Annotated in this window: 23 protein-coding genes and 1 pseudogene; 8 read left to right on the forward strand and 16 right to left on the reverse strand. The window is 59.6% G+C overall.

Annotation, left to right across the window (positions count from 1 at the left end):
* The first annotated feature begins 57 nt into the window (after window positions 1-57).
* From KZH41_RS08230 to KZH41_RS08240, 3 genes are all read left to right on the forward strand, one after another.
* Entirely contained in the window at window positions 58-1206 is a 1149-nt protein-coding gene (locus KZH41_RS08230; protein WP_094950012.1) for an OmpA family protein, read from the forward strand.
* A 27-nt stretch (window positions 1207-1233) separates the two neighbouring features.
* On the forward strand, window positions 1234-1881 hold the full coding sequence (gene pdxH, locus KZH41_RS08235) for a pyridoxamine 5'-phosphate oxidase (protein WP_094950011.1): 648 nt from the start codon (window positions 1234-1236) through the stop codon (window positions 1879-1881).
* Window positions 1882-2141: 260 nt separating this feature from the next.
* A complete protein-coding gene (locus KZH41_RS08240) occupies window positions 2142-2606 on the forward strand; it encodes a glycine zipper 2TM domain-containing protein (protein WP_003189251.1) in 465 nt (154 codons plus the stop codon).
* A gap of 94 nt (window positions 2607-2700) precedes the next feature.
* Here KZH41_RS08240 and KZH41_RS08245 read toward each other — a convergent pair whose 3' ends face one another.
* The 4 genes and pseudogenes from KZH41_RS08245 to nhaA all read right to left on the reverse strand — a co-directional run bounded on the left by KZH41_RS08245 (window position 2701) and on the right by nhaA (window position 6460).
* Window positions 2701-3192 carry a DUF6124 family protein gene (locus tag KZH41_RS08245; protein ID WP_318654897.1) on the reverse strand — a complete coding sequence of 164 codons (492 nt, stop codon included), beginning with the start codon at window positions 3190-3192 and terminating at the stop codon, window positions 2701-2703.
* A gap of 272 nt (window positions 3193-3464) precedes the next feature.
* Entirely contained in the window at window positions 3465-4328 is an 864-nt protein-coding gene (locus KZH41_RS30415) for a methyl-accepting chemotaxis protein (protein WP_371917660.1), read from the reverse strand.
* Window positions 4323-5087: pseudogene (locus KZH41_RS30420) on the reverse strand (MCP four helix bundle domain-containing protein); the annotation flags it as partial. The gene KZH41_RS30415 and the pseudogene KZH41_RS30420, both read right to left, overlap by 6 nt.
* Window positions 5088-5284: 197 nt before the next feature.
* Window positions 5285-6460, reverse strand: a complete 1176-nt coding sequence (gene nhaA / locus KZH41_RS08255; RefSeq protein WP_242154797.1) for a Na+/H+ antiporter NhaA — start codon at window positions 6458-6460, stop codon at window positions 5285-5287.
* Window positions 6461-6676: 216 nt separating this feature from the next.
* On the opposite strand from nhaA, the gene KZH41_RS08260 reads away from it, so the two are divergent.
* Entirely contained in the window at window positions 6677-7771 is a 1095-nt protein-coding gene (locus KZH41_RS08260) for a PLP-dependent cysteine synthase family protein (protein ID WP_094950008.1), read from the forward strand.
* A gap of 135 nt (window positions 7772-7906) precedes the next feature.
* Here KZH41_RS08260 and KZH41_RS08265 read toward each other — a convergent pair whose 3' ends face one another.
* Window positions 7907-9520, reverse strand: a complete 1614-nt coding sequence (locus tag KZH41_RS08265) for an NAD(P)/FAD-dependent oxidoreductase (RefSeq protein ID WP_094952964.1) — start codon at window positions 9518-9520, stop codon at window positions 7907-7909.
* 106 nt (window positions 9521-9626) lie between these two features.
* Window positions 9627-10298, reverse strand: a complete 672-nt coding sequence (locus tag KZH41_RS08270; protein ID WP_094952963.1) for a COG3650 family protein — start codon at window positions 10296-10298, stop codon at window positions 9627-9629.
* Window positions 10299-10458: 160 nt separating this feature from the next.
* Between KZH41_RS08270 and KZH41_RS08275 the strand changes: the two genes are divergently transcribed.
* Window positions 10459-10818: a hypothetical protein gene (locus KZH41_RS08275; RefSeq protein WP_141240606.1), complete on the forward strand. Its 360-nt coding sequence runs from the start codon at window positions 10459-10461 to the stop codon at window positions 10816-10818.
* Between the two features lie 46 nt (window positions 10819-10864).
* On the opposite strand, the gene KZH41_RS08280 is transcribed toward KZH41_RS08275, so the two are convergent.
* Entirely contained in the window at window positions 10865-11464 is a 600-nt protein-coding gene (locus tag KZH41_RS08280; RefSeq protein WP_263274658.1) for a short chain dehydrogenase, read from the reverse strand.
* Between the two features lie 103 nt (window positions 11465-11567).
* Here KZH41_RS08280 and KZH41_RS08285 point away from each other — a divergent pair, with 103 nt between their 5' ends.
* A complete protein-coding gene (locus KZH41_RS08285) occupies window positions 11568-12482 on the forward strand; it encodes a LysR family transcriptional regulator (protein WP_094952960.1) in 915 nt (304 codons plus the stop codon).
* Here the strand turns inward: KZH41_RS08285 and KZH41_RS08290 are convergent.
* From KZH41_RS08290 to KZH41_RS08305, 4 genes are read right to left on the reverse strand one after another with little or no spacing between them, the layout of a single operon-like run.
* On the reverse strand, window positions 12473-12958 hold the full coding sequence (locus KZH41_RS08290) for a DoxX family protein (RefSeq protein WP_094952959.1): 486 nt from the start codon (window positions 12956-12958) through the stop codon (window positions 12473-12475). The two genes, KZH41_RS08285 and KZH41_RS08290, sit on opposite strands and share 10 nt — an antisense overlap.
* Entirely contained in the window at window positions 12955-13731 is a 777-nt protein-coding gene (locus KZH41_RS08295; RefSeq protein WP_263274659.1) for a DNA-binding domain-containing protein, read from the reverse strand. Before KZH41_RS08295 ends, KZH41_RS08290 begins: the two co-directional genes overlap by 4 nt.
* A complete protein-coding gene (locus tag KZH41_RS08300) occupies window positions 13728-14606 on the reverse strand; it encodes a DUF692 domain-containing protein (RefSeq protein WP_263274660.1) in 879 nt (292 codons plus the stop codon). The genes KZH41_RS08295 and KZH41_RS08300 overlap by 4 nt, the downstream gene beginning before the upstream one ends.
* A gap of 24 nt (window positions 14607-14630) precedes the next feature.
* On the reverse strand, window positions 14631-14930 hold the full coding sequence (locus KZH41_RS08305; RefSeq protein ID WP_083359753.1) for a DUF2282 domain-containing protein: 300 nt from the start codon (window positions 14928-14930) through the stop codon (window positions 14631-14633).
* 223 nt (window positions 14931-15153) lie between these two features.
* On the opposite strand from KZH41_RS08305, the gene KZH41_RS08310 reads away from it, so the two are divergent.
* Complete coding sequence (locus tag KZH41_RS08310; RefSeq protein WP_242154806.1) at window positions 15154-16446, forward strand: MFS transporter; 1293 nt, start codon at window positions 15154-15156, stop codon at window positions 16444-16446.
* Between the two features lie 51 nt (window positions 16447-16497).
* Here the strand turns inward: KZH41_RS08310 and KZH41_RS08315 are convergent, their stop codons facing one another.
* From KZH41_RS08315 to KZH41_RS08335, 5 genes are all read right to left on the reverse strand, one after another.
* Window positions 16498-17199 carry an ABC transporter ATP-binding protein gene (locus KZH41_RS08315; RefSeq protein ID WP_094952956.1) on the reverse strand — a complete coding sequence of 234 codons (702 nt, stop codon included), beginning with the start codon at window positions 17197-17199 and terminating at the stop codon, window positions 16498-16500.
* Window position 17200: 1 nt separating this feature from the next.
* Window positions 17201-17968 carry a high-affinity branched-chain amino acid ABC transporter ATP-binding protein LivG gene (gene livG / locus KZH41_RS08320; RefSeq protein WP_010212365.1) on the reverse strand — a complete coding sequence of 256 codons (768 nt, stop codon included), beginning with the start codon at window positions 17966-17968 and terminating at the stop codon, window positions 17201-17203.
* A complete protein-coding gene (locus KZH41_RS08325) occupies window positions 17965-19218 on the reverse strand; it encodes a high-affinity branched-chain amino acid ABC transporter permease LivM (protein WP_242154809.1) in 1254 nt (417 codons plus the stop codon). The genes livG and KZH41_RS08325 overlap by 4 nt, the downstream gene beginning before the upstream one ends.
* A complete protein-coding gene (livH, locus tag KZH41_RS08330; protein ID WP_003231100.1) occupies window positions 19215-20138 on the reverse strand; it encodes a high-affinity branched-chain amino acid ABC transporter permease LivH in 924 nt (307 codons plus the stop codon). Before livH ends, KZH41_RS08325 begins: the two co-directional genes overlap by 4 nt.
* A gap of 228 nt (window positions 20139-20366) precedes the next feature.
* Window positions 20367-21494 (reverse strand): branched-chain amino acid ABC transporter substrate-binding protein, encoded by a 1128-nt coding sequence (locus KZH41_RS08335; protein WP_094952955.1) that lies wholly within the window; start codon window positions 21492-21494, stop codon window positions 20367-20369.
* A gap of 354 nt (window positions 21495-21848) precedes the next feature.
* Between KZH41_RS08335 and KZH41_RS08340 the strand changes: the two genes are divergently transcribed.
* The gene (locus KZH41_RS08340) at window positions 21849-22151 is read left to right on the forward strand and encodes a DUF2288 domain-containing protein (protein WP_003211652.1); all 303 of its coding nucleotides are present in this window, start codon (window positions 21849-21851) and stop codon (window positions 22149-22151) included.
* The last annotated feature ends 1 nt before the right edge of the window (window position 22152 follow it).

Below are 22152 nucleotides of genomic sequence, written 5' to 3' on the forward strand. Positions count from 1 at the left end.
CGTCTGTTTAACGGGTCAACCAGACCCCCCGGTTTTTTCTCATTTTGTGGATATCTCATGTTATCGAACAAGTCCTTGGCACTGGCGCTGTGCCTCACTATTACTGGCTGCGCACAAACTCCACAAAATGATGCCGAAGGCGGGCATTGGTGGTCATTTGGATCTGACAAGGCTGCTACCAAGGACGCAGTAACCCAGACCGACGCCAAGCCGGATGCAAAACCAGCCGCTGGCGCCAAGCCTGCCGCGCCGGTGGCTGCTGCTGCTCCTGCGCCCGCTGCTGCCCCGGTAGCCAAGGCTGATGCCGACGGCTCTAGCTGGTGGCCGTTCTCTTCCAAAAGCGCCGACGAAAAGGCCGCCGATGCCAAGGCTGACCTGAAAGCCGACCTCAAGGCCGCCGACCCGGCGACGCCTGCAGTCGCCAAGACCGACAGCGAGCCACGCTGGTGGTGGCCGTTCGAGAGCAAGCCAAAGCCACTGGCCAAGGTCGACGTGACCAACGTGCCGATGCCCGACCCGAAAATCACCCAAGCCTGGCTGGATGACTATGAGCCGCGCTTGCGCGCTGCTATCAAGGACAGCAACCTGCAACTGGAACGTCGCGACAACGTACTGGTGGTGATTGCCCCGGTAGACGGTTCCTACAACCCGAAACGCCCGGCGATGCTGCTGCCGGTTACCCTGGGCCCGTTCACCCGTGTTGCCAAGGCTGTTGAAGCTGACCCAAAGACCGCCGTACTGGTCCTGGGCCACGTTGATGCCACCGGCGCCGCCCCGGCGAGCCAGGCCTTGACCAAAGAGCGCGCGCAATCGATCGCCTCGATTTTCAGCCTCAGCGGCCTCAAGCAAGACCGCCTGATGCTGCGCGGCATGGGTGACCTTATGCCGCGTGCTGCCAACGACAGCAATCAGGGGCGTGCGCTGAACCGTCGCATGGAAATCATGTTCACTCAGCGTACAACTATGTTGGCCCTGCTGAGCAAGTACAACTCGGGCAAGACACCGCCTGTAGCCGAAATGGTGGCTGTGCAGAATGTGCCTGCCCCGGCGCCTGCTGCAAAAGCTCCGGCGAAAAAGGCTCCAGCGAAGAAAGCCGCTGCCAAGCCCGCCGCTAAAAAAGCCCCGGCTAAGCCAGCTGCCAAGAAGCCAGCCCCAGCCAAAGCCAAGGCCGCGACACCGGCTGCCAACGACCAGGCGAAAAACTGATCTGCTGAACCATAAGGATAAAGCCGCATGACCCAGGCACTGGCCGATATGCGCCGTGACTACACACGCGATGGTTTGAGCGAGGCCCAGGCCCCGGGCGAGCCGTTTGCGTTGTTCCACCAGTGGTTTGGCGACGCGGTGAAAACCGAGCAGCCACCGGTGGAGGCCAATGCCATGACCCTGGCCACGGTCGACCAGGACGGTCGCCCGCACTGTCGCATCCTGTTGCTCAAGGGGTTGGATGCACAGGGCTTTACCTTCTTCACCAATTATCAGAGCGCCAAGGGCGAACAGCTTGCGGCGCGGCCTTTTGCGGCCATGACGTTCTTCTGGCCCACCTTGGAGCGCCAGGTGCGTATCGAAGGGCGGGTGGTCAAGGTCACGCCTGAAGAGTCGGATGCTTATTATCAGGTCCGCCCGTTGGGCAGCCGACTTGGTGCTTGGGCCTCGCCGCAGAGCCAAGTCATTCGTGACCGTGAAGAGCTGCAGGATTTGCTCAAGGCTACCGAGCAGCGTTTCAGCGACACCCAACCCGACTGTCCTGAGCATTGGGGTGGCTATCGCCTGCTGCCCGAGCGCATCGAGTTCTGGCAGGGCCGCGCCAGCCGCCTGCATGACCGCCTGAACTATCGCCTGCAAGCCGGCGAGTGGACGCGCGAGCGCCTGGCGCCCTGAGCTGCACCTCTCGTCACATCCCCCGAATGTTGCCTACCACACGAAGTCTCTCTCCTAGAGGCTTCGCGTGTGCTGCTGCACGACTACAATGAACGGGCCCATGGCCGTCTTTGGAACAAGGGTGAGAGCTACCGTTCGTCTATTTTTCTGGTACTGGCAGTCTGTACTGAGGCTGAATGAAAGCAATTTTCTGACGTGCTTGCCGTGACAGGCGCCAAGCTGCGGCGTCTAATGAATACCTGTCCTTTGGAGTTGAAGCTATGCGTAAGTCCGTTTTACTAGTTGCCTGCTTTACCACCCTGTCGTTGTTGTTGGGTGGCTGCGCCTCGAGTCTGACCGGCGACTCGTACTCCCGTGACGAGGCGCGCCGTGTACAAACCGTTCGCATGGGCACCATTGAATCCCTGCGTCCGGTGAAAATCGAAGGCACCAAGACCCCAATCGGCGGCGCTGCTGGCGCAGTCATCGGCGGCGTTGGCGGCAGCGCCATTGGCGGTGGCCGTGGCAGTATCGTCACCGCGGTGATCGGCGCCGTAGCCGGTGGCCTGCTGGGCTCGGCCACCGAAGAAGGCCTGACCCGTACCCAGGGCGTGGAAATCACCGTTCGCGAAGACGACGGCAGCATGCGCGCCTACGTACAAGCCGTGCAGGAAAATGAAATCTTCCGCATCGGCGATCGCGTACGCATCATGACCGTTGACGGTACCAGCCGCGTTACGCGTTAAGCGTCGGCCGTAGCAACACAAAACCCCAACCGGGTAACCGGTTGGGGTTTTTTGGTTTTGTGGGCTGGGATTGCCGATAACATTTCTAGCTCTGTTATGTCGGGCACCGCTGCTCCATTGCACGATCTACTAACAGTCCCGCCAGTCCGAGTAGCTGCCCAATTGCTAACAATTGGCTGCGTAGTTTTCCGTCCGTTGTTTCTGCTAAATCAGAGGTCAGCCCGCCTGCGCCTATCAGGGTTTCGTATGCATTTACCAATAAGGCCTCTGTGTCGGCGGCTGAGTTAATCGAAAACAGTGGTTCGTAACCATTGGGTGGCGCAGTGCCTGGCTCAGAATGATTGGCGGCGCGGCTTGCTTGTGCCAATAGCTGTGCAGTGTCTAACGGAGGTGGATTCGGTGTGACCTTGTACATGGGTGGAGCCGCCCCTGATCGCCGCGACGCGATGGAAGGTGGCAGCTGTACGGAGGTTCGCGGACCGAGAACTTGGAACTCGGCATACCCGAAGGTATCCCGCGCACAGCTGCCATAACACGAAGCGTCAGCCATAGGAGTGGCTGACGAAAAGCGATGGCAATTATGCATCAAGTTAACAGGCCGCGACGCCTGATCGCTGAGTGTCAGCGAATGGGGGAGACTAGTGCGTCACTTGCTGCAAGGCAATCCCGGCGACTCGTGGGAAATGTCTGATGGGTTTCTCCGGTAGCGCAAGAAACGCAGGCAATAAAACAGCCTTAGTGGGGCGGTTTTTTTTGCTGGATTTAAGGCCCAACTCATGGAAGGCCGAGTATGTCGAAGTTTGCCTGTGGCGAGGGGGTAGCATTCGGTCAGGCATTGTGAAGTTTTAAAGCCTCACTTCAAACCTGAAAGTGCTTCACCATCGTGTTCAATTCATGCGCCAGGCTGGCGAGGGATTGCGAGGCGGCCGTCGTTTGGGTCGAGCCTTGCGCCGACTGAATCGACAGCTGTTGAATATTCAGCAAGTTGCGATCAACCGCCCGTGCAACGTCGGCCTGCTCTGCCGCCGCCGTGGTAATCACCAGGTTACGGTCGTTGATCTCATCGTTAGCCGCCAGGATATCTGCCAGCGCTTGCTGAGCCAGCTCGGCCAACGCCAGGGTCTGCTGGGTCATGGTGCTGCTGTCGAGCATGGTGTGGACGGTGCTGGCGGTATTGGTCTGAATACTGCCGATCATTTGTTCGATTTCCTGGGTCGATTGGGCCGTTCGGTGGGCTAGGGCGCGCACTTCATCGGCGACCACCGCAAAACCACGCCCGGCCTCACCGGCACGCGCCGCTTCGATGGCCGCGTTCAGGGCCAACAGGTTGGTTTGCTCGGCAATGGTGCGGATCACATCAAGTACTTTGCCGATACCTTTGGCTTGCTCAGCCAGGCCACCGACTTGCCCGGAGCTGACCTCAACACCACGGGTCAGCGCCTGGATGGCATTCAACGCCTCGACCATGCGCTGCTGGCCTTTCAAGGCGATGCTTCGCGACTCTTGGGAAAGGTCGGAGGTCGAGGCGGCATTGCGCGCCACCTCTTCAATCGCGGTGGTCATCTCGGTGACGGCCGTGGCCGCTTGCTCGATCTCCCCATGTTGCTGCTGCAGGTCGCGGCTGCCCTCGGCGGTCACGGCGTTAAGCTCCTCGGCCGCAGCGGCCAGTTGGCTGGATGAGCCGGTGATTTGCCGCAGGGTCTGCACCAGGTTGTTACGCATGGTCTCTTGAGCCCTGAGCAGGCGAGTGGCCTCATCGTTGCCTGTCGGGTTGATGGGCTGGGTGAGATCGCCCTTGGCGATGGTTTCGGCCACCTGCACGGCTTCAATGATCGGCCCGGTTATGCTTCGGGTCAGCAGCCAGGCGACCAGCACTGTGCCGCCACTCACCAGCAGAATGACGATCGTGATGCCGCTCACCGCATGCTGGTAGGCGCCTACAGAGGTCTGCCCGGCTTGTTCGGCGCCTTTGTTGGCGAGGTCTATCAGTTGATCGAAGTTCTTGGTCATCTGCTCATAGCTTTCTCGAATGCTGTTGAGAAAGTCGCGGGCGCCGGCCTTATCGCCTGAGCGTGAGCGTTTGAGCATTTCAGTGTGGTTTTTCGCGTAGGCATCCAGGCTTTGGTTGAACACCTCCAGCCGTGATTGTTCCTCAGGCGTGCGCAGCAGCGCTGCATATTGCGCGAGCTGTTCCTTGACGCTTTTCAGGCGGCCGGCGGATTTGTCTTCATAGGTCTGCATGTCCGCATCGCCAGACGACAGGATGTGCGCCATTTCTCCCAGGCGAAAACGGTCGAGCGAGGCATTGGCCAGGGCCAGGAGCCTGACGCGCTGCATCCAATTGTTCTGAATGTCGGCAGCCTGTGACTGGACTTCGCCTATCTGCTTGAGGGCGAACAGACCGAGAAACACACTCAGCGACGCAATAGCCGCGAAGCCGATAAAGGCTCTGGCGGCGATTCTCATATTTCTCAGGAACATGGGGTTTTCGCTCGGGCTGGAAACGCGTTGGGGAGCATTCTCGGGCGTGCGTCCCGGGCGGGGACAGTTGGAGCGCCTCAATCACTAGTCGGCGGCGAGCGCGAAGTCTTTAGGCGTTTGAGAAAAGTGTCATCTGCGGAAAAGAAAAACCCCAACCGGGTGACCGGTTGGGGTTTTTGGTAGTGCTTTCAGAACGCTCAGGCTTTCTTGCGACTCGCCATCGCCGTCACCGCATAACCTATACACGCTGCCAGGATCGACCCGGTCAGAATCCCCATTCGATCCTCCCCGGCGAATTCACTGGCGCCCGGCACAAACGCCAGGGAGCCGACAAACAGGCTCATGGTAAAGCCGATACCGCACAGGATCGCCACCCCAAACACCTGGCCCCAGTTCGCGCCGCTGGGCAGGGCCGCAAGGCCGGTCTTGATGGCGAGCCAGGTGAGGCCGAACACGCCGACGGTCTTACCGATCAGCAGGCCGGCCGCGATGCCCAGAGGCACGTGATGGGTGAAGCTCTCCACGCTGACCCCGGTGAGGGACACGCCAGCATTGGCAAACGCGAACAGCGGCAGGATGGCGTAAGCCACCCACGGGTGCAGGGCGTGTTCCAGGGTCAGCAATGGCGACGTTTCGGCGTTCTTGGTGCGCAGCGGAATACAGAACGCCAAGGTCACACCGGCCAAGGTGGCGTGTACACCACTTTTGAGCACACACACCCACAGGATCAGACCGATGATCAAGTACGGCCCAAGTTTGATCACGCCCAGGCGGTTCATCGCAATCAAGGCAATCAAACAGGCGCCTGCACCCGCCAAGGCCGCACCCGACAGGTCGGCGGAATAGAACACGGCGATGACGATGATCGCACCGAGGTCATCAATGATGGCCAGGGTCATCAGGAACAGTTTCAGCGACACCGGCACACGCTTGCCCAGCAGGGCCAGCACGCCGAGTGCGAAGGCAATATCGGTGGCCATCGGGATCGCCCAGCCGGAAAGCGCGGCAGGGTAGTCCTTGTTGATTGCCCAGTAGATCAGTGCCGGCACCACCATGCCGCCAATGGCCGCAGCGCCGGGCAAGACCACTTGCGATGGCTTTGACAGGTGGCCGTCGAGCAACTCGCGCTTCACCTCCAGGCCGATCAGCAGGAAGAACAGAGCCATCAGGCCGTCGTTAATCCACAGCAGAGCGGGCTTGGCGATTTTCAGCGCGCCAATTTGTGCCACCACCGGTACGTCAAGGAAGGCGCTGTACAGGTGCGACAACGGTGAGTTGTTGATGATCAGCGCCAAGGCGGCAGCGGCGATCAACAACAGACCGCTGGCGGCTTCCAGCTGGAAGAAACGGGTGAAAGTGCTACGCAGAGGCAAGGGATGCTCTCCAATCAAGGTTCAATAGGTGGGTACCCTAACCCGTACGGTTAGTTGTTAAAACAAAAGTTATATTCTTATTTGTTATAAGGGGCGGGCAGAGTTGATGTTGCGTCAAAGCCTAGCAATTGTGTGACTAATTGAGACGTCACTGTATCTGTGTGCAGTGTAGGAAACCCCCTAAAATCAGGGCCGAAATCTTTAGAGACGCACCCTATGAGTGACCACCGTACCTGGGCCCGCGAAGCCATCCGTATTATTGAAGCGGACTTTCAACGCAGCGCCGACACGCACCTGATCCCTCTGCCATTGCCGGGGTTGCCGGGTATCGAGTTGTATTTCAAGGATGAGTCCAGCCACCCCACCGGCAGCCTCAAGCATCGCCTGGCCCGTTCGCTGTTCCTTTATGCGCTGTGTAATGGCTGGCTCAAGCCCGGCGCGCCGGTGATCGAGGCGTCCAGCGGTTCCACGGCGATTTCGGAAGCGTACTTTGCGCGTTTGCTCGGCCTGCCGTTTATTGCGGTGATGCCGGCGACCACATCCCAGGAGAAGATCGCCCAGATCGCCTTCTACGGTGGCAAGAGCCATCTGGTGAAGGATCCGACGCAGATCTACGCCGAGTCCGAACGCTTGGCGAAGGAAAGTGGCGGCCACTTCATGGACCAATTCACCTATGCCGAGCGCGCCACGGACTGGCGGGCGAACAACAACATCGCCGAGTCGATCTTCCAGCAGATGCGTTTTGAGCATTACCCCGAGCCGAGCTGGTTGATTTCCAGCCCCGGCACCGGCGGTACCACCGCGACCCTGGGGCGCTACGTGCGCTATCGCCAGCATTGCACCCGCGTGCTGTGTGCCGATGCCGAGCGCTCGGTGTTCTTTGACTATTACCAGAGCGGCGACGCCAGTCTGCGCCTGGATTGCGGCTCGCGAATCGAAGGGATCGGTCGGCCACGGGTCGAGGCGTCGTTTTTGCCCAAGGTCATTGATGCGATGGTCAAGGTGCCGGATGCGCTGTCATTGGCGGCCATGCATTACCTGGCCGAGCGGTTGGGGCGCAAGGTTGGGGGTTCCAGCGGGACTAACCTGATTGGCGCCCTGGTGGCGGCGCAGCAGATGAAAGCGGCGGGGGAGACGGGTTCGATCGTGGCGATCTTGTGTGACGGCGGTGAGCGGTATGCCACCACTTACTACGATCAGGCGTGGCTCACAGGGCAAGGGTATGAGCTGGGTGGTTTGATTGCGGCCGTAGCGGCCAGTGTTGAACGGGGTGAGCCGTTGCCGGATACCATCCTGCGCGCCAATATCTGACCCAACACAAAAACAAATGTGGGAGCGGGCTTGCTCGCGAATGCGATCCATCAGTCACTGATGTATTGACTGACACTGCGCTTTGGCGAGCAAGCCCACTCCCACACTGGAGCTGCGGCATTTTCAGCTTTTGCGTCAGGCTTCGATGCCGAGCATATCCCGCGCCAACGCCTCGGCAATCCGAATCCCGTCAACGCCCGCCGACAGAATCCCACCGGCGTAACCGGCGCCTTCACCGGCTGGGAACAGGCCTTTCACGTTCAAGCTTTGCATCGATTCGTCACGGGTAATCCGCAGCGGCGACGAAGTGCGCGTTTCGATACCGGTCAGCACCGCGTCATGCAGCGAGTAGCCCTTGATCTGCTTCTCGAACGCCGGTAACGCTTCACGAATCGCTTCGATGGCAAAATCCGGCAGAGCCAAGGCCAAGTCACCCATGGACACGCCAGGTTTGTAGGACGGTTCCACACTGCCGATAGCCGTGGACGGCTTGCCAGCAATGAAGTCACCTACCAGTTGCGCCGGTGCCTCGTAGTTGCTGCCACCGAGGATGTAGGCGTGGGACTCCAGGCGCTCCTGCAACTCGATACCCGCCAGCGGGCCACCTGGGTAATCCACTTCAGGCGTGATGCCGACCACGATGCCGGAGTTGGCATTGCGCTCATTACGCGAGTACTGGCTCATGCCGTTGGTCACCACGCGGTTCGGCTCGGACGTGGCCGCCACCACCGTGCCGCCCGGGCACATGCAGAAGCTGTAGACCGAGCGGCCATTCTTGGCGTGGTGCACCAGTTTGTAGTCGGCCGCGCCGAGTTTCGGGTGCCCGGCGTATTTGCCCAGTCGCGCGGCGTCGATCAGCGACTGCGGGTGTTCGATACGGAAACCCACCGAGAACGGCTTGGCCTCCATGTACACGCCACGCCCGTGCAGCATGCGGAACGTGTCGCGGGCACTGTGGCCCAGGGCCAGGATCACGTGCTTGGAGAGGATCTGCTCGCCGCCGTCGATCACTACGCCATTCAACTGGCCGTCTTCGATCAGCACATCGGTGACGCGCTGTTCGAAACGCACTTCACCGCCCAGGGCGATGATTTGCTGGCGCATGTTTTCCACCACGCCGGTCAAGCGGAAGGTACCGATGTGCGGCTTGCTAACGTAGAGAATTTCTTCCGGCGCACCGGCTTTGACGAACTCGTGCAGCACTTTGCGACCGTGGAATTTCGGGTCCTTGATCTGGCTGTAGAGCTTGCCGTCGGAGAAGGTCCCGGCGCCGCCTTCGCCGAACTGCACGTTGGACTCGGGGTTGAGTACGTTTTTGCGCCACAGGCCCCATGTGTCTTTGGTGCGTTGGCGCACTTCCTTGCCGCGTTCGAGGATGATCGGCTTGAAGCCCATCTGCGCCAGGAGCAGCCCGGCGAAGATCCCGCACGGACCAAAACCCACCACGATAGGGCGTTCGACCAGGCCCAGCGGTGCCTGGCCTACTACTTTGTAGCTGACATCCGGCGCCGGGTTGATGTTGCGATCATCGGCGAACTTGAGCAGCAGGGCGGCTTCGCCCTTCACGTTCAGGTCGACGGTGTAGATGAAGCACAGCTCCGACGACTTCTTGCGGGCGTCGTAGCTGCGCTTGAATAGGGTGAAATCGAGCAGGTCATCACTGGCGACGCCCAGGCGCTGCACGATGGCTGGCCGCAGGTCTTCTTCGGGATGGTCGATGGGCAGCTTGAGTTCGGTGATTCGTAACATGACGGGATCCGGTAGGCGGCGGACAAAAAGGCCGGCTGTTTTGCAAACCGGCGATTATAAGCCCCAATGGCGGTTTTTCGTCATGTTAAAACAGCGCAGGGTTGAATCAGTCGTCGCGCGAACCGCCAAACGCTGCGCAACCACGCTGTACCTGGCCGTTGACACGCAACTCGGCGGTCATGTGTTGCAAGCTGCCGCTCACTGGGTCGATGCAGCGTTGCGGGGCCACCCACAGTTCGATGTGCTGGTTATTGGCTTCGGTCATCAGGTTGAAACGGCCGTCACCCAGTTGTTCTTCCACAAAAGGCACCGCCAATGGCGGCTGGCCTTCGCGCTGCAGCACCATGCCCTTGGCCGTGACGTTCATCGCCCAGGCCGGTTTATGGCCGTTGGCCCGTAGAATCATGCGCTTGAAGTCCGGGTCGTTGCAGGCCGAGGTCGAACGTTCCATGCGATAGAGCTGTTGCAGTTCCACCGAGCCCTGGGTGCCGGTGGCGACCCCGGAGAACTTGCCGCGCAAGTCGGCAAACAGCGCGCCTTGCTGACCGGCCAGTGAGGCGGCTTCCTGCAGGATGCTGGTGCCACCGGTGTCGTTGACCACGTAGTTGCGCTTGTCGCCGCAAGGCTGGAACAACAGTTTGTCGCCGACTGCCGTCAGCTCACCCTGCATACGGGTCATGCCAACGGTCGACGGCTTGGCCGGCTCGCTTTCGAACATCTGGCAAGCGGTGAACAGGGGCAGCAGGGCGAACAGAACAAGGGTACGGGCGGCGCGCATTTATTGGGTCTCCAAACAAGTGCCGCCACGTTACGCAGGCTGGCGTAGCATCACAAGTCAGTTATATGAACGGATGACGTAGGATAAAGCCAGGAGAGCGTTTTCCTCATGCGCCGCGCGGGGTTGTGTGAAACGCTCGGGGTTTGTATCGGGAGCATAAATGATGAAGATGCCGGCTGCGCTATGCGGCTTGTTGTTACTCACCTCCAGCGCATGGGCTGAACAGCCTGCCAAGTTGTTTTACAACTCGCAGACTGACTTTGTCGAAATGAGCCTGGCACTGAAAGCGCCCGGGGAGCCAAACCCGGGCTATATCGGCTTAAGTGTGGTCCTGAGCCCTGAAGCCAGCGCCCGCACTGCGGCGTTGAGTGCGCAGGCAATGAACCAGCCACTGACGATTTACCTCAATGGCCGGCCACTGAGTACGGCCACCGTCAGAGGCGTAATTGACACTGGGCAATTACGATTGCAGATACCGAAGGAAAGCCTCGTGGAGATGATGCCGTCGCTGATGCGATAGAGGTTTCCAGCGCTGCCTGGCCTATTGGCAGCGCTTCGTAAAAACCTTAACCGACGATAAAGGTCTGGCCAGTCTGCAAGCCCTCGACGCTTTTCGCGTAGGCCAATGCCACATCGGCGCCCGGAGCGGGTTTGTAGCCACGGAAGTACGGCGCGTAGCTGCCCATGGCTTCCAGCAGGACTGTCGGGCTCACGGAGTTCACGCGCAGTCCGCGTGGCAACTCGATTGCCGCCGCTTTGACGAAGGCGTCAAGTGCGCCATTCACCAGTGCCGCGCAGGCGCCAGTACGGATCGGGTCACGGTTGAGAATGCCGCTGGTGAAGGTGAACGAGGCGCCATCTTTGGCATATTCACGGCCGATCAACAGCAGGTTGACCTGGCCCATTAGCTTGTCGCGCAGGCCCAGTTCAAAATCGCTTTCGCTCATTTCACCCAACGCCACGAACTTCACGCTGCCCGCCGCGCAGATCAAGGCATCGAACTTGCCTGTCTGTTCGAACAGCTTGCGGATCGAAGTACTGTCACTGATATCCACCTGGAAGTCGCCGCTGGTGCGACCGATGCTGATCACTTCGTGACGCTGAGCCAGTTCTGCCTTGACTGCCGAGCCGACCGTGCCGCTGGCACCAATCAATAGGATTTTCATCGTGCTGTTCCTCCAGGGGTAAGTGAAGTTTCAGTCTAGTGTGGCTTTTCCCGTGGATAAACGTGCTAATAGGCAACCTTTGGTTTTCAAATGGAAACAATCCATGAGCGAGATGGATGACCTGGCGGCCTTTGCCGTTCTGATCGAAGCCGGCAGTTTCACCGTGGCAGCCGAGCAACTGGGGTGCAGCAAGGGGCAGTTGTCCAAGCGCATCAGCCAGTTGGAGGCGCAGTTTTGCGTGGTGCTGCTGCACCGCACCACCCGTAAGCTCAGCCTGACCGCAGCCGGTGCGGCACTGTTGCCCCAGGCTCAGGCGCTGGTGGTACAGGTGGAACGCGCACGTCAGGCATTGGCGCGGCTCAAGGACGATTTGGCTGGGCCGGTACGTATGACGGTTCCGGTCTCGTTGGGGGAAACCTTCTTCGATGGCTTGCTGCTGGAGTTTTCCAAGCAGTACCCCCAGGTGCAGATCGAGCTGGAATTGAACAACAACTACCGAGACTTGGCGCGCGATGGGTTTGATTTAGGCGTGCGCTCGGGGGCTATCGAAAATGAGCGCTTGGTGGCCAAGCCGCTGCTGGCCTGGCACGAAATGACCTGCGCCAGCCCGGCCTACCTGGAGCAACACGGCGAACCGCTGACCCCGGCGGACCTGGCCGCCCATACCTGCTTGCTCAACAGCCACTACAGCGGGCGTGAAGAGTGGCTGTACCACCAGCAACATGAACTGCTGCGGGTGCGGGTCAGCGGCACGTTTGCCTCCAACCACTACAACCTGTTGAAAAAAGCCGCGCTGGTGGGGGCCGGTATCGCCCGCCTGCCGTCCTACGTTTTACCCGCGGAACTGGCTGACGGCCGATTGCGCTGGCTCCTGCGTGATTATCAGACGCGGCGCATGCCGATGTACTTGGTTCACCCTTACCAAGGCGGCTTGCCGCGCCGCACCCAAGTGCTTGCAGACTACTTGGTGGATTGGTTCAAGCGCAGCGGCGAAGCGCTGGATCGTCTTCAGCGATAGCGGCGTGCAATCAGGTGATCGATGGACAAGCAGCCTGGGCCCTTGGCGACCAATAGCAACAGCAAGGCGATCCAGGTGCCGTGGGTTGGGTAGGCGTCCGGGTAAACGAAGAGTTGAATGGTCAGGGTCATGCCGATCAGGGCCAGGGCCGAGAACCGTGTGGCAAAGCCTACCAGGATCAGCACCGGGAAAAAGTGCTCGGCAAACGCGGCCATGTGCGCGGCCACTTCCGGTGACAACAAGGGCACGTGATATTCACTGCGAAACAGCGGCAAGGTTGATGCGGCCAGTCGCGGCTCGCCGAACTGGAAGGTGCCGCTGATCAGGTCGATGGCAAAGCCTTCAACCTTGGTTTGCCCGGACTTCCAGAACACCGCCGCAATAGAAAAGCGTGCGACAAAGGCGATCAGGCTGTAGGGGATTTTCTCGAGCAGTGCGATGGCCCGTTTAACCAGGCAGGAAGGGGTGGCGTTCATGGCGATACCTTTTGTTCTGTGTGCAATTGAGTGATGGTGTCGTGGCTGATCAGCAGGGTCAGGCATTGGTTAAGGTCGAATTCGGCTGAGGCTTGGAGGGCATGTTCCACTGCCTCTTCAAGCGGCGTGCCGTGGTTCAGGCTGTTGATGAACGCGACCGAACCGCTGTCGATGGCGAAGACCTTGACGGCCAGGCCTTGGCGCAACACCAGCGCGCTTTGGGCGTGCCAGGGGTCCAAGGTGGCCAGGCCGCCCTCGGTCTGGTGCGCAGCCCACACTGCCACCACTGCATAAGCGCAATTCAGCGTGGCCAGGGATGGATGCAGTTGCAGGCGCAGTTGTCCCAGGTCTGTCTGGCCTTGCAGTGCTTGAACAATGGCTTGCTGTTCCAGCGGCTGGGTATCCACCGCGTGATAGGCGCGCACCCGCAGGCGCTCAAGCCTTGCGACATCGGCCAGGTAGGGCACGCTGGCGGCCGGTTCAAAGTCCTGGATGAACGCGCCAAATTCGTTGCCGTACTCGCTGATCAGCGGACTGGTGGGCGGGCACGCCTGTACAAACAGCCCAGCCATGGCGCGAAAAAACTCATCGCCGACTAACTGCAAGGTCACCGGGTAAGCCGTCGCCAGGGCGTTGATCAACGCGCTGTGGACATTGTTGCGATACACCGCAAAACGGCTGGCCGGGTCGGCGCCGTTGCTGCTGAACAAACCGTCGGGGCAGGCCTGGCTGGGATCAATCAAGGCATTGGCAAACGCAGCGTGAAGGCTCATACGCTCACCTGCGCCAGATGCCAGTCGGCGTGCTGGGCTTCGGCGTGCAGCACACTGAACGCTGGCACTTGGTTATCTCGCTCGATCAACGTGGCCATCGGGCCGGTGCGCGTGAGGACCTGTTCGTACAGTTGCCACACGGCGTTATCGATGGGCGCGCCATGGTCATCGATCAGCAGGCGGTCACCCAGGCTGTCAGTGTCTTCGGCGAAGCCGGCCAGATGAATTTCACCGACGGCGTGCAGGGGCAGCGCGTCAATGTAGGACAGTGGATCGCGCTGGTGATTGATGCACGACACGTAGACGTTGTTGACGTCTAACAGCAGGCCGCAACCGGTGCGGCGGATGATCTCGCTGATGAAGTCCGTCTCGTCCAGCGTGGAGCGCTGGAATTGCAAGTAGGTCGACGGATTCTCCAGCAGCATCGGCCGCTTGAGCGTGCTTTGCACCTGGTCGATGTGTTCGCACACCCGGTTCAAGGTGGCGACGTCGTAGGCCAGGGGCAGCAAGTCATTGAGAAACACCGGGCCGTGGCTGGACCAGGCCAGGTGTTCGGAAAAAGACTGGGGTTGATAGCGTTCGATCAGCATGGCCAACCGTGCCAAGTGCTCACGATTTAACGGCCCTTCGCCGCCGATGGACAGGCCTACGCCGTGCAGCGACAGCGGGTACTGTTCGCGGATCAAACCCAGGTAGTGATGGAACGGGCCGCCGGCCACCATGTAGTTTTCGGCGTGTACTTCAAAAAAACCGATGTCGGGCGAGGTCTCGAGCACTTCAATGAAGTGCTCGTTCTTCAGCCCAAGCCCGGCCCTGTGAGGGAGGCCGGGCACCTGAGCCGGTGAGACCGTGTGCTGGGGAAAAAGCGTCATCATCAGTACTCAGGCTGCGGGCTGTTTTCAGGATTTGGCGGTGAAGGCCGCTTCCTGGCCGAAACCGGTTGGCGAGGTGGAGCTTGGGGTTTTAGCGCAGGTGCCGGCTGGGACCAGTTTCCAGGCGTTGGCCTGGTCTTTGACTTTGGAGGTGCCGGCGCAGGAAGTGCCGGCGCCTGCGGCGCAATCGTTCTTGCCGGCTTCAGCGATGCCGAAGCATTTGTCCATTTTGGCGTCGTCGGCGTGGGCCATGTTCGACATTGCGGACAGGCTCAGGGCCGAACCGAGGGCCAGGATCAGGGTAGCGGCGGACAGTTTCGTGGTCATGGTGTATCTCCAGCATTGAGGGTGGGTAAGGAAGCGTTTTTGCTTGCTTACCCCTCTAGAGTCAAGGCTTCAGGTTGCGTTACAGCAGGTAGCAAATAAATCTTCGATGGGCAGCAAAATAGTGCAGCGAGCCTCAGTCTTCAGGTATCGGCGGTCCTGCTGGCGCTTGCTGTACGATCGAGCAACGGGCGAAAGTGCTTGCGACCAATAAGGAGCTTTGGCGTTGAACAAGCGGTTTACAGATTTTTTCATCAGCCGGAATTTTTCATTCCTATGGCTGGGGCAAGCGCTTGCATCGTTTGGCGAGTTTGTTTTTGAAAGCACGGTCATCGTCTGGCTGGTGACGGACTTGTTTCACAACAGTGCCTTTTTACCGACGGCGGTGGGCCTGGCAGTGGCGGCCTCGGCCATCCCGCGTGTGTTGGTGGCGCCACTGGCCGGAGCCTGGGTTGATCGAATGGCCCCGCTGTACGTGATGATCACCGCGGATGCTATCCGGGTGCTCAACTTCCTGATCTTTTTTGTGATCTATTCGCTGGCAGGGCTTGATCAGATGCAAGTGCTTGCCGGGGTTCTGCTGCTGTTGTTGGTTAACAGCACCGCTGCGCAATTTTTCAACCCGTCGCGTCAGGCGATCATGCAGGTGGTCATCCCGTCTGCGCGACGCGTTGAAGCCTCAGCCAAGGCGATGTTTTCTTTGACGGGTATTTCAGTGTTGTCGGCGTCTCTTGGGCCGGCGTTATTTGTGTGGGTAGGGCCTGCTGTGGCACTGCTGATCAATGTGCTGGCCTTTACGTGTTCGGCACTCTGTATCGCCTCCACTCAAGGCCTGCGCAGGACGTTGCTGGCCGAGCAGCAACGGTTGCCGTTCTGGCACGGGCTGCTCGCGGGGCTGCGGTTTTCGTGGCGGCACGCTTCCATTCGCACGCTGCTGGTCGGTGTTGCGTTGTATGGGTTTTCGCTCGGGGTGAACAACGTTGCATTGTCCTTGTATGCATTCAAAACCCTGGGCCTGAGCCCTTATGAATACGGGCTGATACTGGCGGCGTTCCCCGTGGGGGGGGTGATTGCCGCCGTGCTGGTGCGGCCGTTGCTGAAGTCATTGAGTACACGTCAGGCATTTACTATTTCGTTGCTGTGCATGGGTTTCAGCTACCTGGCGTACTCGCTGCATCCGCCGTTTTACCTGGCTTGGGCGCTGATGTTCTGCTGCGGGCTGTTCTTTTCGGTGTTTGCGATTGTTCAAGGGCCGATGCTTCAAGAAGCTGTGCCTGAGGGTTATATGGGGCGTGTATCGGCAACGGTCACGCCCGTGCTGGCCATCGCATCGCTCACCGGTACGCTGGTGTGTTCCCAGACGTTGAACCTGGCGCAGAGCGTTATCGGGTATTTCGATATGCCGCTGGACGTGTATGGCCTGTCTATCTTTCTCGCTGCGGGCTTGCTGCTCACGGGGGGTGGGTTGATGCTGGCCGGCCAACGGGCCAGCAAAGGTCAACTTGCCGCGACGCTCTAAACCGCAATAAAAAAAACGGCCCGAAGGCCGTTTTTGGTTGACGCCAATGGCTCAGCCACCGAGATAAGCTTCACGCACTTTCGGGTCCGTCAGCAATTGCTCACCCGTGCCCTGCATCACCACCCGGCCGTTTTCCAGCACGTAGGCGCGGTCGGCGATTTTCAGCGCCTGGTTGGCGTTCTGCTCCACCAGGAACACCGTTACACCGTCCTTGCGCAGTTGTTCGATGATGTCGAAGATCTGCTGGATGATGATCGGCGCCAGGCCCAGGGACGGTTCGTCCAACAGCAATAGCTTGGGCTTGCTCATCAGCGCCCGGCCGATGGCGAGCATTTGCTGCTCGCCGCCGGACATGGTGCCGCCGCGCTGGCTGAAGCGCTCCTTGAGCCTTGGGAACAGGTGCAACACCTTGTCCATCTGCTCTTGGTAATCGCCCTTGTCGGTGAAGAACCCGCCCATGGACAGGTTCTCCTCCACGGTCAGGCGCGAGAACACGCGACGGCCTTCGGGCACCACCGCAATGCTCTTGCGCATGATCTGCGAGGACTGCTGGCCCACCAGCTCTTCACCCATGTAGCGGATGCTGCCGCTGTGGGCCTGCGGTGAACCGCACAGGGTCATCAGCAAGGTCGATTTGCCAGCGCCGTTGGCGCCGATCAGCGTGACGATTTCACCTTGGCGCACTTCCACGTTGATGCCGTGCAGGGCCTGGATCTTGCCGTAGAAAGTGGAAACGTTTTCGAATTGCAGCATTTTACGCTTCCCCCAGATAGGCTTTGATCACTTCAGGATTGTCGCGGATCTGCTCCGGCGTGCCGTTGGCCAGCGGCGTGCCCTGGTTGATCACGACGATGTGGTCGGAGATGCTCATGACCAGTTTCATGTCGTGTTCGATCAACAGCACCGTGGCGTTGTTTTCCTCACGCAACACGCTGATCAGCGCCTTGAGGTCTTCGGTTTCCTTGGGGTTCAAGCCGGCGGCCGGTTCGTCGAGCATGAGGATCCGCGGGCGGGTCATCATGCAGCGGGCGATTTCCAGGCGACGTTGCTGACCATAGGCCAGGGTACCGGCAGGGCGGTTGGCAAACTCGGTGAGGTTGACCTTGTCCAGCCAGTACTCGGCGTATTCCATGGCCTCGCGCTCGCTCTTGCGGAACGCCGGGGTCTTGAACAGGCCAGCAAAGAAGTTGGTGTTCAAGTGACGGTGCTGGGCAATCAGCAAGTTCTCGACCGCCGTCATGTCCTTGAACAACCTTACGTTCTGGAAGGTGCGCACCACGCCCTTGCGAGCGATTTCGTGGCCGGCCAGGCCCTGGATCGGCTGGCCGTCCAGCAGGATGCTGCCGCCGCTCGGCTTGTAGAAGCCGGTGAGGCAGTTGAACACCGTGGTCTTGCCGGCGCCGTTGGGGCCGATCAGCGCCACTACCTGTTTCTCTTTCACGGTCAGGGCCACGCCGTTGACCGCCAGCAAGCCGCCGAAGCGCATGCTCAAGTTTTCGACTTTCAGGATCTCGCGGCTCATTTGCGCAGCTCCATGTGTGGACGTTGCATGGGCAGCAGGCCTTGAGGACGCCAGATCATCATCAGCACCATCATGGCGCCGAACATCAACATGCGGTATTCGCTGAACTCACGCATCATTTCCGGCAGCAGGATCATCACGATCGCCGCCAGAATCACGCCCAACTGCGAGCCCATGCCACCCAGTACGACGATGGCGAGGATGATCGCCGACTCGATAAAGGTGAACGACTCCGGGGTCACCAAGCCTTGGCGCGCGGCGAAGAAGCTGCCGGCGAAACCGGCGAATGTTGCCCCGAGGGTGAATGCCGAAAGTTTGATAACTGTCGGGTTCATGCCTAACGCACGGCAGGCGATTTCATCTTCGCGCAACGCTTCCCACGCACGGCCGATCGGCATGCGCAGCAAACGGTTGATCACGAACAAGGCCGCCAGCGCCAGCAACAAGGCCACCAGGTACAGGAACACCACTTTGCTCACCGGGTTGTAGTCGATCCCGAAGTACTCGTGGAAGGTCTGCATGCCTTCGGCTGCGGTGCGGTCGAACGACAGCCCGAAGAACGTCGGCTTGGGGATGCTGCTGATGCCGTTGGGGCCACCGGTGATATCGGTGAGGTTACGCAGGAACAGCCGGATGATTTCACCGAAGCCCAGGGTCACGATCGCCAAATAGTCACCGCGCAGGCGCAGCACCGGGAAGCCCAGCAGGAAGCCGAACGTGGCCGCCGCCATACCCGCCAGCGGCAGGCAGATCCAGAAGCCCCAGCCCAGGTAATGCGAGAGCAGCGCGTAGGTGTAGGCACCCACGGCATAGAAGCCCACATAACCCAGGTCGAGCAGCCCGGCCAGGCCCACCACGATGTTCAGGCCCAGGCCCAGCAACACGTAGATCAGGATCAGCGTGGCGATGTCGACGGCGCCGCGCGAGCCGAAGAACGGCCAGATCAACGCCGTCACGATCAGGCCGATGATGATGTAGCGCTGGGTGCGCGGCAGGGTCAGGAATTGGCTGACCTTGGGCGACACCAACGGCCCACGGTTGCCCTTGAACAAGGCACCGACCTGCTGGGTGAACAGCACGCGCAGGAACATCAGCACCGAGCACAGGGCGATGATGGTCAGGGTCACAGGACCGGTGCCATGCACTTCCAGGTTGATGCCGACAATGCTCAGCTTGAGGCCGAGTACCGGAAAGGCCACGGCCCATACCAGCAAGGCGCTGAAAAACGCCGATTTAAGATATCTGCTCATACTTTCTCAACCTCCGGACGGCCCAGAATGCCGGTCGGACGGAACAACAGCACCAGAACCAACAGGCCAAACGCCACGACGTCCTTGTATTGGTCGCCGAAGATATCGGCACCAAAGGCTTCAGCCACGCCCAGCACCAGCCCGCCGAGCATGGCGCCCGGAATACTGCCGATGCCGCCCAAGACCGCCGCGGTAAAGGCCTTGAGGCCTACCAGGAAACCGGCGTTGGGGTTGATCACGCCGTACTGCATGCTCAGCAGCACAGCCGCGACGGCCGCCAGCGCAGCACCGATGACGAAGGTCAGGGCGATGATGTTGTTGGTGTTGATGCCCAGCAGGTTGGCCATCTTGATGTCTTCGGCGCAGGCCCGGCAGGCGCGCCCCAGACGGGAGCGGGAGATGAACAGGGTCAGGCCCAGCATCGCCACCAGGGTGACGACGAATACGAGGATCTGCATGTACGAAATCAGCACTTCTTGTGCGCCGCCTGGGCCGAAGGAGAAGCTCCCCGGGATCAGGTTGGGAATGGACTTATCCTTGGAGTCCTGGGACAGCAATACAGTGTTCTGCAGGAAAATCGACATGCCGATAGCGGAAATCAGCGGGATCAAACGGTTGCTGCCACGCAAGGGACGGTAGGCAACCCGCTCGATACTGTAGCCATAGGCACTGGTCACGACGATCGACGCAAGGAACGCGGCGGTCATCAACAGCGGCAGGGAGTGGATCCCCATCATGGCCAGCCCGGCAAGGGCGATGAAGGCCACGTAGGAACCAATCATGTACACCTCGCCATGGGCGAAGTTGATCATTCCAATGATGCCGTAAACCATTGTGTAGCCAATGGCTATCAAGGCATAGGTGCTGCCAATGGTCAGGCCATTAACCAGCTGTTGGAAAAAATGATAGATCTCAGGCATTACAGCGCTCCTAAAAACCCGATACGCATTTCACTGGTGGAGTCATGTTCCGGCCCTGCGCTGTGTTCTATGAGCACATTTGCACAAAGCGTTTGCCAGCGAACCGCTGGTGACGGTTTTAAGATTTTCAGGTGAGCCAGCGCCCGGATCGCGGGTGTCAGGCCCATAAACCTCGTAAAACAAAACCCACTGCTTTCACAGTGGGCTTGTTGACCAGTAAGGCCTGGCTTACTGAGGGGAAACTTCGGTTTTTGGTTTGCCGAAGTGCCATTGGTAGACCACGAACTTGAAGTCCTTCAGGTCGCCCTTGGCATCAAAGCTCAGTTCGCCGGTAGGGGTCTTGAAGGTGCCGGCGTGGATGGCGGCTGCCACCTTGGCGGTGTCTTCGCTCTTCGCGGCAGCGATACCGCCTGCGATGACTTCAACGGCCGAGTAGGCCGGGAACACGAATGGACCGGTTGGGTCCTGCTTGTTCTTGGCGAACGCTTCAACGATGGCTTTGTTGGCAGGGTCGGTGTCGAAGGATTTCGGCAGGGTTACCAGCAGGCCTTCGGAAGCGTCTTGGGCGATTTGCGAGATGGAGTCGTTGCCGACACCTTCTGGGCCCATGAACTTGGCGTTCAGGCCTTTTTCTTTGGACTGACGCAGGATCAGGCCCAGCTCTGGGTGGTAGCCGCCGTAGTAGACGAAGTCGACGTTGGCTTGCTTGAGCTTCTGGATGATCGAGGAGAAGTCTTTGTCACCGGCGTTCAGGCCTTCGAAGACAGCGACTTTCACGCCTTTCTTCTCAAGGGTCTGTTTAACGGCGGTGGCGATGCCTTCACCGTATTGTTGTTTGTCGTGCAGAACGGCAACAACCTTAGGCTTCACGAAATCGGCGATGTAGTTGCCGGCCGCCGGGCCCTGGGCGCTGTCCAGACCGATGGTACGGAAGATCAGCTTGTAGCCACGGGCGGTGATTTCCGGGCTGGTAGCCGCCGGAGTGATCATGATCACGCCTTCGTCTTCGTAGATATCGGTTGCAGGCTGAGTGGAGCTGGAGCAGAGGTGACCGACCACGAACTTGACGCCGTCGTTGACCACTTTGTTGGCGACGGCCACGGCTTGTTTAGGGTCGCAAGCGTCGTCGTATTCTTTGGCTTCAAGCATCTTGCCATCGACGCCGCCCTTGGCGTTGATGTCGGCGATTGCCTGCTTGGCACCCATGAATTGCATGTCGCCGTATTGCGTCACAGGACCTGTTTTAGGCCCGGCGATACCGATCTTGATGGTGTCGGCTGCGAACGAATGGCCAGCAACCCCAGCCAGGACCATAGCGGCAAACAGTTTGGAAATCTGCTTAGTAGCCTTATTCATAGTGCTCCACTCTTACTGTTGTATTTTTTATAGTTCTAGCGGCCTTGTGAGCTGCAGAACCGGATCAGATATCTCGGATATCCCCCCGGCATGCCCTGGCAACTGTACCGGTACAGTGTAGAGCGCCGGTTGATCGCTTGAAAAGCTGGCTGCTGGGGGCAAAACCCGGGCGTGTCGCTTAAATGAAAGAAAAAGACAGAATTGCGGCGGGGTGATGCCAGAATCTCGGGCAATCCTTGGCTTTTCTGACACGTTCTCTCGGTGCCTCATTTGCAACAGGGTTTTTCTACCTGGCTTTTGCTACGAAAGGCACGACGTTATGATTGCGCCGATTTTTTATTCAGGTGAATTCCCATGACGCAAGAACCTAGCACCCTCTATGCCAAGCTGCTCGGAGAAACCGCCGAAATTTCCTGGAAGGAGCTTGAGCCGTTCTTTGCCAAGGGTGCCCTATTGTGGGTCGACGCTGGCCTGGATTTGATCGAAGCCGCCGAGGGAATGGCTGAGGACAACCGCGAGAAAGTCGCTGCGTGGCTGGCTGCGGGGAGCCTTGGCGAAGTGTCTGCGACGCGGGCGTTGGACCTGGTTGAGCGTGATCCGAGCTTGTGGGCGGTGGTGGTTTCGCCGTGGATTCTGATCCAGGAAAGGGCGGTGTAAG

The organism is Pseudomonas sp. YeP6b (genome assembly GCF_025642995.1).
Lineage (GTDB): Bacteria > Pseudomonadota > Gammaproteobacteria > Pseudomonadales > Pseudomonadaceae > Aquipseudomonas.

Excerpts from the sequence above, each read along its gene's own strand:
- KZH41_RS08230 (WP_094950012.1), top strand. The coding sequence starts at position 58 with ATGTTATCGAACAAGTCCTTGGCACTGGCGCTGTGCCTCACTATTACT.
- pdxH (WP_094950011.1), top strand. The coding sequence starts at position 1,234 with ATGACCCAGGCACTGGCCGATATGCGCCGTGACTACACACGCGATGGT.
- KZH41_RS08240 (WP_003189251.1), top strand. The coding sequence starts at position 2,142 with ATGCGTAAGTCCGTTTTACTAGTTGCCTGCTTTACCACCCTGTCGTTG.
- KZH41_RS08245 (WP_318654897.1), bottom strand. The coding sequence starts at position 3,192 with ATGCATAATTGCCATCGCTTTTCGTCAGCCACTCCTATGGCTGACGCT.
- KZH41_RS30415 (WP_371917660.1), bottom strand. The coding sequence starts at position 4,328 with ATGCGTAACAACCTGGTGCAGACCCTGCGGCAAATCACCGGCTCATCC.
- KZH41_RS08260 (WP_094950008.1), top strand. The coding sequence starts at position 6,677 with ATGAGTGACCACCGTACCTGGGCCCGCGAAGCCATCCGTATTATTGAA.
- KZH41_RS08265 (WP_094952964.1), bottom strand. The coding sequence starts at position 9,520 with ATGTTACGAATCACCGAACTCAAGCTGCCCATCGACCATCCCGAAGAA.
- KZH41_RS08270 (WP_094952963.1), bottom strand. The coding sequence starts at position 10,298 with ATGCGCGCCGCCCGTACCCTTGTTCTGTTCGCCCTGCTGCCCCTGTTC.
- KZH41_RS08275 (WP_141240606.1), top strand. The coding sequence starts at position 10,459 with ATGATGAAGATGCCGGCTGCGCTATGCGGCTTGTTGTTACTCACCTCC.
- KZH41_RS08280 (WP_263274658.1), bottom strand. The coding sequence starts at position 11,464 with ATGAAAATCCTATTGATTGGTGCCAGCGGCACGGTCGGCTCGGCAGTC.
- KZH41_RS08285 (WP_094952960.1), top strand. The coding sequence starts at position 11,568 with ATGAGCGAGATGGATGACCTGGCGGCCTTTGCCGTTCTGATCGAAGCC.
- KZH41_RS08290 (WP_094952959.1), bottom strand. The coding sequence starts at position 12,958 with ATGAACGCCACCCCTTCCTGCCTGGTTAAACGGGCCATCGCACTGCTC.
- KZH41_RS08295 (WP_263274659.1), bottom strand. The coding sequence starts at position 13,731 with ATGAGCCTTCACGCTGCGTTTGCCAATGCCTTGATTGATCCCAGCCAG.
- KZH41_RS08300 (WP_263274660.1), bottom strand. The coding sequence starts at position 14,606 with ATGATGACGCTTTTTCCCCAGCACACGGTCTCACCGGCTCAGGTGCCC.
- KZH41_RS08305 (WP_083359753.1), bottom strand. The coding sequence starts at position 14,930 with ATGACCACGAAACTGTCCGCCGCTACCCTGATCCTGGCCCTCGGTTCG.
- KZH41_RS08315 (WP_094952956.1), bottom strand. The coding sequence starts at position 17,199 with ATGCTGCAATTCGAAAACGTTTCCACTTTCTACGGCAAGATCCAGGCC.
- livG (WP_010212365.1), bottom strand. The coding sequence starts at position 17,968 with ATGAGCCGCGAGATCCTGAAAGTCGAAAACTTGAGCATGCGCTTCGGC.
- KZH41_RS08325 (WP_242154809.1), bottom strand. The coding sequence starts at position 19,218 with ATGAGCAGATATCTTAAATCGGCGTTTTTCAGCGCCTTGCTGGTATGG.
- livH (WP_003231100.1), bottom strand. The coding sequence starts at position 20,138 with ATGCCTGAGATCTATCATTTTTTCCAACAGCTGGTTAATGGCCTGACC.
- KZH41_RS08335 (WP_094952955.1), bottom strand. The coding sequence starts at position 21,494 with ATGAATAAGGCTACTAAGCAGATTTCCAAACTGTTTGCCGCTATGGTC.
- KZH41_RS08340 (WP_003211652.1), top strand. The coding sequence starts at position 21,849 with ATGACGCAAGAACCTAGCACCCTCTATGCCAAGCTGCTCGGAGAAACC.